Source organism: Paenibacillus sp. Dod16 (assembly GCF_049893405.1).
Classification (GTDB): Bacteria; Bacillota; Bacilli; order Paenibacillales; family Paenibacillaceae; genus Paenibacillus_AQ.
In genome coordinates, this window is sequence record NZ_JBNDYG010000050.1 from 26,448 (window position 1) to 41,067 (window position 14,620).

Annotated in this window: 14 protein-coding genes; 12 read left to right on the forward strand and 2 right to left on the reverse strand. The window is 35.9% G+C overall.

Going from position 1 to position 14,620, the window contains the following annotated elements; genetic code table 11:
• Positions 1-170 precede the first annotated feature (170 nt).
• Positions 171-908 (reverse strand): MBL fold metallo-hydrolase, encoded by a 738-nt coding sequence (locus tag ACPV3A_RS30275; RefSeq protein ID WP_063477654.1) that lies wholly within the window; start codon positions 906-908, stop codon positions 171-173.
• A gap of 130 nt (positions 909-1,038) precedes the next feature.
• Between ACPV3A_RS30275 and ACPV3A_RS30280 the strand changes: the two genes are divergently transcribed.
• The 11 genes from ACPV3A_RS30280 (at position 1,039) to ACPV3A_RS30330 (ending at position 12,084) form a co-directional block, all read left to right on the forward strand.
• The gene (locus ACPV3A_RS30280; RefSeq protein ID WP_063477655.1) at positions 1,039-2,799 is read left to right on the forward strand and encodes a sensor histidine kinase; all 1,761 of its coding nucleotides are present in this window, start codon (positions 1,039-1,041) and stop codon (positions 2,797-2,799) included.
• Between the two features lie 428 nt (positions 2,800-3,227).
• Positions 3,228-3,431, forward strand: a complete 204-nt coding sequence (locus ACPV3A_RS30285) for a hypothetical protein (protein ID WP_063477656.1) — start codon at positions 3,228-3,230, stop codon at positions 3,429-3,431.
• A gap of 492 nt (positions 3,432-3,923) precedes the next feature.
• Complete coding sequence (locus ACPV3A_RS30290; protein WP_063477657.1) at positions 3,924-4,811, forward strand: hypothetical protein; 888 nt, start codon at positions 3,924-3,926, stop codon at positions 4,809-4,811.
• Positions 4,812-5,094: 283 nt separating this feature from the next.
• Complete coding sequence (locus tag ACPV3A_RS30295; RefSeq protein WP_063477659.1) at positions 5,095-5,943, forward strand: DNA adenine methylase; 849 nt, start codon at positions 5,095-5,097, stop codon at positions 5,941-5,943.
• Positions 5,944-6,087: 144 nt separating this feature from the next.
• A complete protein-coding gene (locus ACPV3A_RS30300) occupies positions 6,088-6,648 on the forward strand; it encodes a hypothetical protein (protein WP_063477660.1) in 561 nt (186 codons plus the stop codon).
• Positions 6,649-6,691: 43 nt separating this feature from the next.
• Entirely contained in the window at positions 6,692-7,222 is a 531-nt protein-coding gene (locus ACPV3A_RS30305; protein ID WP_063477661.1) for a hypothetical protein, read from the forward strand.
• An 18-nt stretch (positions 7,223-7,240) separates the two neighbouring features.
• The gene (locus tag ACPV3A_RS30310; RefSeq protein WP_063477662.1) at positions 7,241-7,711 is read left to right on the forward strand and encodes a hypothetical protein; all 471 of its coding nucleotides are present in this window, start codon (positions 7,241-7,243) and stop codon (positions 7,709-7,711) included.
• A gap of 120 nt (positions 7,712-7,831) precedes the next feature.
• The gene (locus ACPV3A_RS30315; protein WP_063477663.1) at positions 7,832-8,515 is read left to right on the forward strand and encodes an SOS response-associated peptidase; all 684 of its coding nucleotides are present in this window, start codon (positions 7,832-7,834) and stop codon (positions 8,513-8,515) included.
• Positions 8,516-8,826: 311 nt separating this feature from the next.
• Positions 8,827-9,303: a hypothetical protein gene (locus ACPV3A_RS30320; protein WP_063477664.1), complete on the forward strand. Its 477-nt coding sequence runs from the start codon at positions 8,827-8,829 to the stop codon at positions 9,301-9,303.
• A gap of 46 nt (positions 9,304-9,349) precedes the next feature.
• On the forward strand, positions 9,350-9,736 hold the full coding sequence (locus ACPV3A_RS30325) for a hypothetical protein (RefSeq protein WP_063477665.1): 387 nt from the start codon (positions 9,350-9,352) through the stop codon (positions 9,734-9,736).
• A gap of 329 nt (positions 9,737-10,065) precedes the next feature.
• On the forward strand, positions 10,066-12,084 hold the full coding sequence (locus ACPV3A_RS30330; protein ID WP_063477666.1) for a hypothetical protein: 2,019 nt from the start codon (positions 10,066-10,068) through the stop codon (positions 12,082-12,084).
• A 463-nt stretch (positions 12,085-12,547) separates the two neighbouring features.
• Here the strand turns inward: ACPV3A_RS30330 and ACPV3A_RS30335 are convergent, their stop codons facing one another.
• Positions 12,548-13,951 (reverse strand): helix-turn-helix domain-containing protein, encoded by a 1,404-nt coding sequence (locus ACPV3A_RS30335; RefSeq protein WP_063477667.1) that lies wholly within the window; start codon positions 13,949-13,951, stop codon positions 12,548-12,550.
• Between the two features lie 269 nt (positions 13,952-14,220).
• Between ACPV3A_RS30335 and ACPV3A_RS30340 the strand changes: the two genes are divergently transcribed.
• Positions 14,221-14,568 (forward strand): hypothetical protein, encoded by a 348-nt coding sequence (locus ACPV3A_RS30340; RefSeq protein ID WP_063477668.1) that lies wholly within the window; start codon positions 14,221-14,223, stop codon positions 14,566-14,568.
• Positions 14,569-14,620: the final 52 nt, after the last annotated feature.

The window sequence follows — 14,620 nt, forward strand, 5'->3', positions numbered from 1 at the left end:
TAATAGAGACGGATGTAAACAAGAAAATCAATATTTTTTCTGATGTGGTTGTTATTTTTGATTCTCACATCTCTTTGTTTCTTGGGTACTTAACATACCATGCGACTTCTAAAAACTATCAAAGCAACCAAAAAGGGACCTATCTCCACTGAGAAGTCCCTTTTTTGCGTTTAAGAAAAATGAAATTCGGTATGAGCTGCAGCGATCTTTAGCCCCGTTCGTTCTTCAAGAGAATTTTTCTCCATAATGTCAGTGTATCGATCCTCATAATGCATGAGAACCATTTGATCACGAACTTCTTTGGGCAAACTCATGATTTCCTCAAGCGAGGTATGAGACTTCAGTTGTTCATTCTGCAGATGACATTCATGGAAGATTGTTTTCACATTACTGGATATTTGAACAACAAAATCTTCATCTAATGTGCTGTCGCCAGAATAATAAAAATGTGGCTCACACAACAATCCATGAGAAATCATCCCTGGAACATGTAAAGTTTTAATGGCCCTAAACGTCTGGCCTTCAACCGTGAATTCATCATCAAAAATCTGTACGTTAAAGTAATCCGAGAGGGATTTAGGCCCAAAGGTGCTATGTTCCAAGCCGGTACGAAGTGTTTGCCAAAGCAAATCGTACAATGTGCTGTGTACAAATAAGTTGGGTTTGATCTCAGAGTGTACACCACAGTAATAACCTAGCAACTGCAGCCCATTAATATGGTCCTCATGAAGATGGGATATAAAAACATTTTGAATATCATTTAAATCTTTACCCATCTCACGTAGCGCTTTGAAATTTGTCTCCGGGAAGTCAATCACTAAATTGGTGGAAGAGAACTCCACCAAAACACTGTTATGGCCCTGGTTGAAGGAAAACATATCTCCAGCCCCTAAGAAAGTAAGTTTCATTACATCTGCTCCTCCTGTTGTTTAATTGAAATATCATTATAACTCATCTCAAAAATTACGCATCTAAATGTTTACATTCGTTATGTCGAAGATATAGAAGAAGATTGATAACATCTAAGGGGGAGCATTGTTGAAGTTACGATCCTACTTAACATCAAAACAATTTAAAGTCACTGTTATTACACTGCATTTAATTCTTTTAATATTGGGAGCGATCGATTACGCATTCTACAATTTCAGTCGAAGAACTCTCATCGACCAGCAAAACGAAAAAATGAAAATCCAGGCAGAGAACATCAGCGCTTCGATCCAACTTTCTCGAAAAGGTGAAGACTATATGACTTGGATGCTTGGTCAAAATTTAAGATCTGTTGCTTTATACGCTCAATCTAATCTGGATCCGGATATAGAAAAGGTAACAAACGAACAGCTAGATATCATCAGCAAAAAAGCGGGAATTGATCATATTACGTTAATGAAGCGTTCCGGAGATGATATCATTGGCTACAAGTCTTCTGATCCAAAAGAATTGGGGATGACCACAAAGAACTGGAGGGGTTACTGGTTTGAAGCATTCAACCAGCTTCTAGATCATAAAAATGTTGATGTGCCGGTAGGACAGATTCTACCGAACTATTGGGCGGGACCCATGAATACGTCTATGACAAACACTCAGAATGTTGATCTTTGGGGATATTATTATGATGGGACTACAAACTATATTATCGACCCATTCGTTCATGATGAAAAATTCAGGGAATATCAGAAGGATACAGGCGTTGATGCCATGATAAGTCAAATCGTGCAGAACAGTATCGTAACAGAAGTATCCGTGTTTAACCCACCAATCTTCCTAAAAGAACAAGAGCAATTTATAAAAGAAGGCGTTGTTTGGTATTCCGATAGAGAAATACTATTTGGTTCATACAATTTAAAAGATGCACGAGACGATGAATACGTGAAGCAGGCATATGAATCACAGAAAGAGTTATCTTATGAGACTACAATCCACGGTACCAGTGTTCTAAAATCTTTTATCCCGCTACATTTAGACTACCCAGTAGTTGTTGGTCTAGTTGCAGATTTAACTACCGTCAATGCAACTATGCATGAGTTTCAAAAGAATCTGCTAATCATCATATCCATCACAACCATATTGGGAGTTATTTTCTTTTTACTGGTTTCAAAGTATTATAGCCGGAATAAGGAAGTAGCTTTTCAGTCAGTTCGAGATGTATTCGTTGAAAACATTGATCAAATGTTCTCCTCTATTAAAGAACAGCGACATGACTTTAATAATCATCTAAGTACGATTCATTCCCTTGTGCAGCTAGGTGAATATGATGAGCTTAAAAAGTACACGAAAGAGATCGTTGGTGAAACTATGATTGTAAACGACATCATTAATATCAACTCTCCGGCCATTTCTGCTCTTATTCAGGCCAAAATTACACAGGCGATGAATAATAAGATCCTATTTGAACATGACATTATAAATATGGGGAATATTTCGCTGGGTACTTTGAAGAGTACCGATCTTGTTAAAATCCTCAGTAATCTAATTGATAACGCTTTTGATGCAGTTGAAAATAATCCTGAGGAAGATCGATATGTTGTAGTAAATGGTTATGTCGAAAATGATCATTTGTGTTTTGGAGTATTTAATAAGGGTACAATACTTCAGGACGAACAAATTAATCAGATTTTTGAGAAGGGTTTTAGCACTAAGTCAAATACAGAGAAGCATTCGGGCCTAGGACTCTATATCGTGAATACTATTCTTAAAAAGTACAACGGGAATGTTTTTGTAGAACCTTTGGCAGATGGGAACCTGTTTAAGTTGAGAATACCACTTTACGCTTTGGGGAAAGAGGTAAAGAAAATAGGATAGAAAACGTTGAGTCTAAGAACTTTACATCAAATTTATTATTGTTTTATAATTAACATAACTTAGAATTCATTTTGGCGGTGTCACGCGACCCACCCGCTACTTTTTCAAATTTGAAAGTAACACTTTTCTTAAGTGCTTTTCTGTGTTGTTATGCAGAATTATCAGGCTTAAGGAAAGTGTTTTCTTTACCCATTAGATGAGAAGGTAGTGGGATAGGTAAAAGTACACTCATTGAAAAACTAAAGAATCGAATTACTATTGAGACGGAAGACTGTTTGATATCCAGTTCAAATCAATGATTATGTCAACTAATCTTTCTAGAGGAATTTCTTCAAACTGACAAAGGAGGCATTGCATAGCGGACGGAAAAATTAAAATTAGAATTAACAATCAAACAAAAAATATAAATATAAAAGAAGGAGTTTGGCATGGATAATAAATATATTGAAGAGTTTACTAGAGACTGGGAATTACTTAATGATGAGGGCAATACGCAACTATGGCAATATTTCGACCAACTTGATTGGAAGCATATGTATGCCATCAAAATAGGTGGTAGCGTTAAATCTGTATTTGATTCCGAATATGGTAACCCACATTTAATTTTCAATGTTGTTGTTAAATGTCTTTAATATCAAATTGCAATTATTAAAGTCCGAACCTAATTCTCACATGGTTTTTAATATCTGAAAGGAAACAATTGATGATGGCACACACCTATATTAAAACAGTTAACGATCGTAAAATCATGCAATGGAGTCTTGGATCAGTTTATTATATTCCGGATAAAGATGAATGGTTATTTGAGAGTAGCTCACTTGAGGAGATCGAATCGCAAAAAATCATCCTTTAAAGACAGATTAATTGATTATTCATACCGGTTAATACCCTTTACTTTGTATTGGTCTCTGAATTATACTTAGCTTATCTTAACAACCATTTTGGCGGCGTCACGCGACTTATCCGCTCTATCTTTTTTGAGAAACATACACTTTCCTTAAGTGCTTTTCTGTGCTTTTTGCAGAATAACAAAGTGCTTAGGGGAAGTGTTTTTTGTTTTCTCATGAATAGCACTTGTGACGTCGCCTTAGTGGAAATCACACAATAGGAGGTTATGACAATTCATGAATGAACAACGAATCGCATTCATTACGGAATCATCCACGCGTCAAGCAACAGAGCTGCCGGCATATCTTTTTTATCAGAGTCCTAAAAGTCGGTGGGTCAATGAAATCATTCGTTACATGGAAGCACGGGAGTTCCCAAGAGAAGACATTTATTTTCTGAGTCATTATGAACAGCGTATTATTCCATTTGAACAAACCATTAGTGATTATCCGCAAACCGAAACGACCCGGTCTGCAGCGAAGCAATTTGCAGAAAATATAGTCAAATTTGTTAAGTCTTATGATCCGATTCCTTTTATTGAATTACATATGAGTCGAGTCATGACCGATCCGCTCAAAGCTCAGTTCGAGAAAAATGGTATCCGATTCCGAATTTATGGAGAGTCGGTTTCTTTGGCTATGAAGCCTGGGCATTATCAACAGCTCATCGAGGAGGAAGAAAACAAAAGGCGATTAAAGGATATTCAGCGTGAAAAACACTCGATTATTTCAGAACTTGAAATGTTAACACCCTTAATTGCCAGAGAAATCTTAACAAACTACCAATACAAAGCCCAACTTTTTGGTGTAGAAAACATTTTTGAGGAAATTAAAGAATTGCTAAAAAGTTACGGAAATCGAAAAAAAGACAGTGACGCTGCCGAAGCAGCTTTCTTGTCCCTACTTAAGAAGCAGGATCATCTCGGGGAAGTAGAAAATTTCCTACTGGGAAAGGATACTTTGCCTAAATTATTTAAGGAGCGGGAGCACTACGAAAAAATAAAATCCCGTTATGGAAAACTGATTGCGAAATTTACAAAGTATCTTATTAAGAGAGACTATGTGCTGCAGATGGAAAACAAAATTGCAGCAACTCTTAATAAACTTAGAGTAGCACTGATTTAATGAGGAAGTGTATACCGTGAAAATAATCAAAGATAAGGGAAGGAAACGAAGAGAGAGACTCTAATTCATGGTGCGAAGGAGGAGCGGGGAACTTACTATTTGGGGACATAGTAAGATAGATTCTCCGTTTGGTTGTCCATTGTGGCCGCCTCCGGCTCATTTCACGAATGTGAGAAGTAGCACTCATACGGCCCCCAGTAATAGCCTATGAGAGGAAAACGAAGATTCCTGCCATTTTCCGGATCGATCAATACTAAACGATACGGAAAAGGGGATCTCTCTTATGCAAGCCTTCAAAACTTATAATCCATTTCATATTAACAAAGTTAAAAGTCCAATTAGGTGGTTTGGCGGAAAGGGCCTATTAGCCAAAGAAATCATACCATTAATACCAGCGCATCATACGTATTGCGAAGTGTTCGGCGGGGGTGGCCATTGTCTCACGCAGAAGGCTCCAAGCACAGTTGAAGTATATAATGATATTGATACTGACCTCATAAATTTTCTTATGCAACTTAGATACAGAAGAGATGACTTGATTGACGCGTTGTCATCAATCCCAACATCCAGGTATCTATATGAAACTTGGTCAAAAAAACCGCTCCCTGAAGATGATTTTGAAAGAGCAGTAGTTTGGTACTACCTTCTTCGTCAGATGATGGTTCCGTGTAACAATGAACCTTCAGGCTGGAGAGCCTCAAAAATAAAATCAACCGCAACTGATTATCAAAATTCCCTCGGTCGATTAGCTGAATTTGAAAAGCGACTGCGGAATGTCATGATCGAAAAGTTGGATTTTAGAGAATGTATCAAACGATATGATTCCAAAGAAACTTTTTTCTTCATTGATTCTCCGTATTATGGACGATCACATTATTACAAAGGTAATTTCAGCGAAAAGGACTTTCGAGATTTAGCTGATCTTCTTCATAACATCCAAGGAAAATGTTTAGTCTCCTATTATGGACACCCTTTCATCCTGGAACTATATAAGGATTGGCGTTTTGTCACGGTGGAAGCAAAGGTTGGATCAACAGTGACGAAGGCAGAACGTGGTCAGAAGAAGAGGATTGAGACTGAATACTTTTTTATGAACTATGAAGAGGAATATGCACCTCTGACATTGTTTTAGTTCGTGTGAAAACGAGCATCTTCCTTAATTGGATGACTGCTCGTTTTTCTTTCCCCGTTACAATATACTGGTTAAATCATATCTCTATAATTCAACGAATCTCATGATCCGATAATAGTAATAAAAATAAAGGAGATTAAAACCATGATATTATACCATGCTACATATGAAACCCGTGCAAAGGAGATTTTATCTGCTGGTGTAGTAAAATCAACGGGGGTAATAAGGAACTTCGATACATCATCTACTTATCCTACAACCGAGGGCTTTGTTTATTTAACTGACAGTTTCCCTCTTAGTATTTTCTATGGTGCCAGGGTAATCCCCATAGATTCTAATGATCAAATTTACATTTTTGAAGTAGAAGTTAGTGAAGAGGAACTTCTAGTGGATGAAGATGAAATTGGGGTTATGAGCATTTGGCCACGTACTAGGGAACTGATTCAAGCTCGGTCACCTTTTTTATGGAACGACAGTCTTGAAATTTTACATTCAGTCAGAGTAAAGCGGGACCTTATAATAGGCGTAGATGTCAAGAGATACTTGACGCTTCCTACTGATAACTATGTCTATTCATTGGGAACACATGATAAACAGCTACAAGATATCGAATATGCCTCCAGCATTTTAATGCAACAGCGTGATAGTAGTACTCCGGAACAAATCGATCGATTATTGAGACTTGTTGATTGGACTGTCATTTAATTCCTTAGTAAATCAATTTAATGAAGATCGAGGTAATAAGTGTATGAAGAAAATATGGGGAATGACGGACACTATATTAAAACAAATTTCTTACAACAGCCACGATTTCATCTCAATCGAGTTAGGCATCCAAATAGTCAATCCATTGGATATTATCGGATTATCTAGGAAGCTAGATGAGGAAAAGCTAAGTACATTGCGAAGAAAGATTGCAGAGAATGGATGGCAGGATATTGAACCGCACGGCATAAGTCTGATTAGACTTCCTGATCAATCCTATGTTGTTAATGCAGGGGGTAATCACCGATCGTTTTTATGCAATGAATTTGGTATTAATAACATTCAAGCCCAAGTTACCGCTTTTGTAGCAAAAAATGAATTAAATGATAACCAATTAGCTGAGATAATGGCTTATGAAGAAATCATATGTAAGTTGTATAGAAAAAATCAAGTAGAAACTAACGAAAGAAAACGATTTAAAAATCTAAATATAATATCTGAAGTTGATTTAAAGTATACAACCTATTTAAATGAGCTTTACCATGAATACCTAAAAAAAGTTAATGTCCGGTAGTTAGGGCTGTTACCCCTAATGGAGATAACGCGGAAAGAACCCGATGATTTAATCGAGCTTCTTTTTGTTAATGATGCGATTATTTACGTTGAACAAGACACCCATAAAATCTGTTGTGTTATAATATTTGTATATTTATACAAGTGGAAAGGGTGGCAAGCTATGGTAGCATCTCCAACAGCTATGATTTCGCTGATTACAGTTCTTGCAATTATTCTCCTCAGCTTTATTAACCAGATTAAACACAACAAACAAGAACCATTAATAGTATATTTCACTCAAAAACTAATCTTGTTTAGCCTGTCCTACTTGGTACTAGCAGCAATTTGGTTCGTCTCTATAGTACTCCTTGGTCAAATCAGTTTATTTGTATCTATTGGTCTTGGTAGTATGATTACTGCAGCATTTGTATATATTTTAATAAGGAAATGGAACAAAATGGAGCAATATGTTTCCAAATTTGTTAAACAAGCATACAACAGAGGTTAGCAAAAAATTACCCACACTGATAAGAAGTGTGGGTTTTCCCTTATAATATTTGAGTTTAATATTATTCGAAGTAGGTAATTCTCTTAAGGAGAGTATTAACTTTAAAAGGAGTTGATTAAAGTGTGTGGTCGCTTTACTATTACGTCAGACCTGGAAGAAATTCAAGATACATTTAGAATAGATGAGGTCAACTATGACTATTCGAAACGCTACAATGTTGCTCCGACACAAATGATACCCTGTATCTTGCAACAATCAGGAGAAGGAAGGATATTAATCGGACTAAAGTGGGGACTCATACCATTCTGGAGCAAGGATCCCAAGATAGCGTACAAAACCATTAATGCTCGATCTGAAGGTATAGAAAAAAAGCCTGCCTACAGGCACTTATTAAAACAAAACAGGGTCCTTATTGTTAGTAACGGATTTTATGAATGGCGTCATGAAAAAGAAGGAAAGCAGCCATTTAGATTTCAATTGAATACGAAAGCCCCCTTTGCTTTTGCTGGTCTACATGATACCTGGAAGGATCCAAAAGGTAATGAAATTCATAGCTGTACTATCATAACTACCACACCAAATGAACTTGTTACGGATGTTCATGATCGTATGCCTGTAATATTAACAGGTAGAGCAGCAGATGAATGGATAAATCCAAATATCCAGGAGACCAATAAGGTTATAAGTTTCTTGAAACCATATCCTGCTGACCGAATGATAAAGTATCCTGTTTCTAAAGATGTGGGAAATGTGAAGAATACCAGTCCTTCTCTGATAGAGGAGATACCATTAAATTCTAAATAGATTAAATGTAGAGCTTTTGATTATTAACTTCGCACAGCATTTTTTAAATAACCAAAAACTCAATTAAAGTAAAGTGACCCGCTACATAATTGTAGCGGGTCCTTTGTTTCAATCAGCATCCTTGATAAAAAATATCTTTAAAATTGAGACAAGATGTCGAGTCAAAATGGTAAAATAAGACTAAACCCAATTTCATTACTGCAATTTCAAAGGCGTGTTTCAACAATAAGTGAATTGGAGCCGCTAATGAAAGATAAACCTGCATTTATCGTGGATCTTGTGAAAAGCAAATAAAACATAAAGGAGAACAAATGAAAAAGAAAATAATAGGAGGAATAATTGCGGTTTTAATTGTCGCAATTATACTACAAGTTCCAAATAATCTGCGATACAAGCTGGAGAATGCGTTTGGTGATCCATACACTAATTTTTATGGGGTGTACTTAGGAGTAATGCTTAATGAGATTGGTGGAGGATATGAGGAAGAGATCTCTTTAGATGATCAATACAAAGTGGATATTGACCTTGCTAAATATAGCGGCCACAAAGTAGATCTGTTTCTCTACGGTAGATATGTAAATAGTTCTGATCCACTTGTTATTATTCTGAACGGCAAAGTAATTTATAATGGCCAACCTGAAAAAGAGGCAGCAAATTTCTACTCCAAAAACTATATTAAAAAGCACTTTGTTGTTGATTTGACCGGATCAATACAAGAAAACAAAAACAAACTTATGGTAACTACAGGAAATGCGACTGAAGAATATGAATTAAACATTGTAAAATGAGCCTTTCATAATCTTTTTATATTCTATTGAAAGAGAGAGAATTTGAATGAAACTTAAGGTAGCTATCGTCTTTTATAGTCTTGCAGTGGTTTATGTCATTATTGCAGCTCTAGCTCTTTTTACTGACATCAAAATACCACCGACTTTTTCGGGATATGTAAGTGTAGTTGCACTCCTGGTAACAGGCTACGATTTATCTAAAGCATCCTATGACGTAGTTGAGAGGAAAAGTAAGTATAAGTTCAGTAAACGCCTGGCTCATGGTGCGGAGTATTTCTTTTTATTGATTGCAATAACTGGGTCAGTTTATTTTATATTGTTCTTTATGAAGGAGACTGACGAACTGCTGATTACTAAAGTAACTAACTATGCAAGCTTTGGATCGCTCGGTATAGTGTTTCTTACATATGGGATGAAAACTCGAACATCATAAAAATCAGCTTTTAATAGGGGTGGGAAGATGATAAATGAGTAACGCATGGGGGAACAGATATTCATGTTTACTAAACCAATATGGTAATGATGAATAATAACAGGCTCTTTGAATATACTAATAACGTGAAACCGTTAAATGGGTATAAAACTGCTGGACAAAGAGACTGCCTTCATTGTTGCAGTCTCTTTGTCGATACATCGGCTATTGTTAGCGATACAAATGAATTGTATAATCTAAAAAAACATATGTAGATTTTGCCCTCAAAGAGTAAATTACATAATCTTTGGGGGCTTTATTATCTCATAGTAATGGCTGGAGGAGTAATATTGAAGGAAAAAAAATTAGACCAACTGCTTGATCAGCTGGATCCAGCAGCAAAGAAAGAGTACGAGTATGTGTTGCTAAAGTTACTGAATGAGACCTTTCCAATTGAATACTTAACCCTCTTACTTCAAGAGATGAATCCATCTGAAATTCGGAAATTTCAAAAATTAATGAATGTAAGAACTCAAAAAACAGCAGAAATTGATGGACTTCTACAAATAATTAAACTTAAAGTTAACACTACATCCGGGAAAATCAGCGTGCTGAAGGCAATCACTTATACTCTGATAGATATTTATACAGGTGAGAATCCCGATTTAACAGATTCTGATTTCCTTTCGAAAGAAAATGAAATAATAAACAAATTTGGCCAATGGCATTACTTTTGGGCGCTTCGCATGTTTCCTCGAAGGTCAGATGCTATTGACAAGAGGTTAGAGGAACTTATACAAAGTGCTAATGGTATGAAACAATCACAAGATACTTCAATTTTAAAGCCGCCTATAGATCAGAAAGAAACAAAAGTTTCAAAAGAAACCCTGATTATTAAACAAGAACGTCAACTCAGACAAGAAAATGAAAAAACAATAACCAGGCTTAATAAAGAAATAAAAGAAATAAATAAAGCTATGGACCAATTAATTAAAGCGAATAATGACTTATCTAAAAAACTGATATCAACAGAAAAAGACTTGTTAGATGTACAAAATCAAAACACACAATTAAGCAAGGAAGTATCTCAATTAGAATATGAAAATAAGTATTTAGTTAGGGAAATAACACAATTAAATTCAAGAATATCTGAATACGAAGAACAAGAGTTAACATTAAAACAAATTAACGAAGCGGAAAAATCTCGATTACTAGAACAAGTTGAAGTATATAAAAATAATGACTCCTCTCCATCCTTTAAAGCAGAAGGATTAATTGAAATTATTCATAAGGATGCACTAAAAAAACTTAATCTAATAAATTTAAGAACCATTGATTTAACCGAGAAACAAAACTTACGATATGAAATCACTCAGATGTTAAATCTGGCTTCTCAAATTGAATCATATTTTATTGTGCAATCAGAAAATCACCAAGAATCTGACATTGCAACTTCAAGTAATGAGCACTCGCAAATAAATAAGTCAGTATCAGAAGTAGCGGTTGCGACAAACATCGAGACAGAAGATGCTTCAGTAACCGATACATTATCATCTAATGAACTCAAAAGAAGTGGAACATTTTATCGAAGAGAACACGGTGGCTACATTATATTTGACGATGGGCAGCAAAGTGTCATAACTGAATCCATAGTTAATGCTGTTGGGTTGGAACACGAAGCAGAGGTAGAATGTACCAAACGACAACGAGGAGATGGCTCAGCCTATCAGTATATTCAGCTCCTCTTTCAAGGAGACGATACTTATGCACCTATAGTTCAGTATTTAGGCTATATAGAGCTAGGTGAGCACTTCAAATATTACTGTGTGGATATTCATGACAACAATAATAGGTATCTTATACACGAACGGGATGTTGCTTTTCACAACCCTACAAACGGGGTTCCATGTCTCTTTAACGTTTCTTTAGAAAGAGGAGAGTATGCAAGAATCTCTAAAATCTATAAGAACCATGAAGATATGAAATCAGAAGATGATGTTTTCCATCCGAAGAAGACTGATGAAAAAATCAAAAAGCCCCCAAAAAATATTGCTCCTTTTCTCCAAGGTTGTAAAATTGCTGTTATTGGTGGACAAGCAAAGTGGTTTGAATCAGTTGTAAAAGAGACCGGCGCTGAATTTGTGCATGAGAACGGGGAACACCCTGAACGAATATTCGCTGAGTTGCGAAAATCCAATGCACTATTTAAGCTTCTGACAGCAACATCACATGGAGCTACAATTTCCGGAGTAGAGATTGCTAAAGAACACAATATCCCTCATTTTACGATAGAGGGATCTAAATCTAACTTAAGAAATCTCTTATGGAGTAATCGGGATATTATCCGTGAGGGAGGAAGAAAACAGTAGCAAAAACAGAGCCGGTAAATCGTTCTTGCGATTTACCGGCTCTGTTCTAATATAGTGTTGTGATAAGATAGCCTTAATTAACTTTCATGCTTTTAGGTGCCAACATATATCCACAAAATTGAGTGTCAGGGTTAGGTCTCCCAGAGTATATCTAAGGTAACTTTAATCATTTACTTTCCTCCTTATGTTATAACGATTCCTTGTTATACTTTTCCATTAACATCCTCGTTTAACCGTACATCTATAAAATTGTTTTTGCATAAAAAAGATGATTCCTGTAACCAGGAATCATCTTTTTATCAGAAAACTATTTTTCAACAAGCAAAAACACTGCACCCTATTGGATGTTATTCACCATCCGCCTTCACCATGTTGAGGACTTGCAGCGGTATAAGGTTTCTTTATAATCAAACTTGCTTCATTCGCTGAACTTATACCGCTCGGTAATACCAGAAACACTAGACTAGCAATTAATGATAGCAACACCATTTTTCTCTTCATCTTGATCGTAAACCTCCTTCATAATCGCAGCGTATTTTTGGAGATCTGAGTGATCTATTTTAGATCGAATTTTCTCGATTGTGCTGCAGCACCTCACTATATTCGCTGCATTATTGATTTTATATGAAACTGCCAAACTATCCAATATATATCGAACGCCATTATGGATATTGTTTCTTCCCAAATAATATAAACCTACATCAGTCAAAAAATTTGCAAAACGATCATCAAAGAAATGAGTCGTATAGCTACCCACGGTTTCGCTTCTTTCCAGTTGATCAGATATATAACCCCTAAATCGTTCGAGATACTTATCGATATCAAATCGATACAAATTTGCTGCTTGAACAATCTTAAATAGGGCCATCAACACCTCGTTTTTACGAACAGAAATATAATCTACGTACTCTTCCAATACCTCAGTACTCCCTGACATTAACCGGTAGAGATACTTGTTACCTATTGCCCACTCTTGGAATTGTTTCTTGGTTTGCTCTGATTCATTATCTGTTTCTACAACCCAGTTAAGATCTTCATAACAGGAAACGTAATATAGAGCTTGGTCATACGCTGCGTTTTCTGCAGCGATCGCACCCAACATCAAGTTAGAATATAAAATATAACCAAACAGTGGTTTTGCCGGCACTACAGATTTTTTTCCCTGTTTATTTCGATTTATTTTTCGATCGTAAAGATTTTTAGAGATGCGACCCATCAATTGTGCATAGTATTTTGCTTTAGTCCATTTTCGTAAGGATAAAAAAATATTCGAGAGATCCTTTAATGCGTCTAATTGCTCAGATTCACCAAGACGTGATACATACGATTCAAGTTGTAAAGCACACTCCAAATTGTGCTCTTGATTCTTATTTAGTGAGCAAGTAAATATTCTGTATTGGCATAAGGCTAACCTCTCTGCATGCTGATATCTTTCACTTTCAGCCACTTTTTTGTATATAATCACTGCGGCATCTTTATAACCTGCTATATATAAATTTTCCGCACATTCAAAAAGCACAGCTGCATAGCTGAGACTATCCATCATCAAACCAACTACTTGATCAATAATTTGTAATTTCCTGAGTTCAGCACACCGTTTGATGAAAGGTCCAAGCCGTCTCCAATCGAGAGAAGATAACATACAAGTTTCATTAGCGTATAAAGAATATAAAGATCCTTCCTCAAGATTCATCGCCTTGGTTATCAAATCAAGACTTGATACGGAAATAGATTGTTGCCCATTTATGATTCTGCTAAGAGTCCCCGAGTTGATCCCCGATTTATCTGCAAAGAATGAGATAGTTACATTCTCTTGCCTTAAATATCGTAACAATTCTGAACTAATCGTTCTGTCTGTAGGTTCCAATGAGACCCCCCCAGATCCAAATCCAGTATTTTCTAAATAATTTCTTTATACTAAGTAATTTAATGTATAAATATACCAGCGGTCAATATTTTTTAAATATTTATCTATAAAATCTGAAACACTTTAAACATTATCGACGAAATATTTTGTTTAATCAGCAATTCATTCGAGATTGGTTATATCTTGATTGAGAGAAGCCGATATATATAGTGATTTATAAAACCCTTAAGATATGCGAATGAACAAAACGAGAGAATGGAGCTCAACATATGAAGAAGTCTAATATTAATAGATGGACAATGATTCCTTCGCTTTTCCTTATATTGGTGCTTATGTCTGCTTGTTCGGAAAAAATAGAACCAATTGAAATTTTTTTTGAGGAACCTGTGGTATTTCTAAAAGGGGATGATACTTACAATATTAGGGTGAAAACTAACGCCCCTGATACTAAATATTTTGCTTGGGGCGCTAATAGGGATACAGATGAGTCATTTACTGGTTCGACTTTTTTTCATGAAGATGGCTACTTGTACTTGAGCATTTTGCATAATTCGAAAATTGACGTAAAGACAACAGGATCCAATAAGGATCAAGCTTATATGGTGGCTCCATTCTAAAAATGGACAGACCTGCAGAATTTTGCTGTTTCTATTTTTTAAACTGCTATTT

Excerpts from the sequence above, each read along its gene's own strand:
- ACPV3A_RS30275 (WP_063477654.1), bottom strand. The coding sequence starts at position 908 with ATGAAACTTACTTTCTTAGGGGCTGGAGATATGTTTTCCTTCAACCAG.
- ACPV3A_RS30285 (WP_063477656.1), top strand. The coding sequence starts at position 3,228 with ATGGATAATAAATATATTGAAGAGTTTACTAGAGACTGGGAATTACTT.
- ACPV3A_RS30290 (WP_063477657.1), top strand. The coding sequence starts at position 3,924 with ATGAATGAACAACGAATCGCATTCATTACGGAATCATCCACGCGTCAA.
- ACPV3A_RS30295 (WP_063477659.1), top strand. The coding sequence starts at position 5,095 with ATGCAAGCCTTCAAAACTTATAATCCATTTCATATTAACAAAGTTAAA.
- ACPV3A_RS30300 (WP_063477660.1), top strand. The coding sequence starts at position 6,088 with ATGATATTATACCATGCTACATATGAAACCCGTGCAAAGGAGATTTTA.
- ACPV3A_RS30305 (WP_063477661.1), top strand. The coding sequence starts at position 6,692 with ATGAAGAAAATATGGGGAATGACGGACACTATATTAAAACAAATTTCT.
- ACPV3A_RS30310 (WP_063477662.1), top strand. The coding sequence starts at position 7,241 with ATGGAGATAACGCGGAAAGAACCCGATGATTTAATCGAGCTTCTTTTT.
- ACPV3A_RS30320 (WP_063477664.1), top strand. The coding sequence starts at position 8,827 with ATGAAAAAGAAAATAATAGGAGGAATAATTGCGGTTTTAATTGTCGCA.
- ACPV3A_RS30325 (WP_063477665.1), top strand. The coding sequence starts at position 9,350 with ATGAAACTTAAGGTAGCTATCGTCTTTTATAGTCTTGCAGTGGTTTAT.
- ACPV3A_RS30340 (WP_063477668.1), top strand. The coding sequence starts at position 14,221 with ATGAAGAAGTCTAATATTAATAGATGGACAATGATTCCTTCGCTTTTC.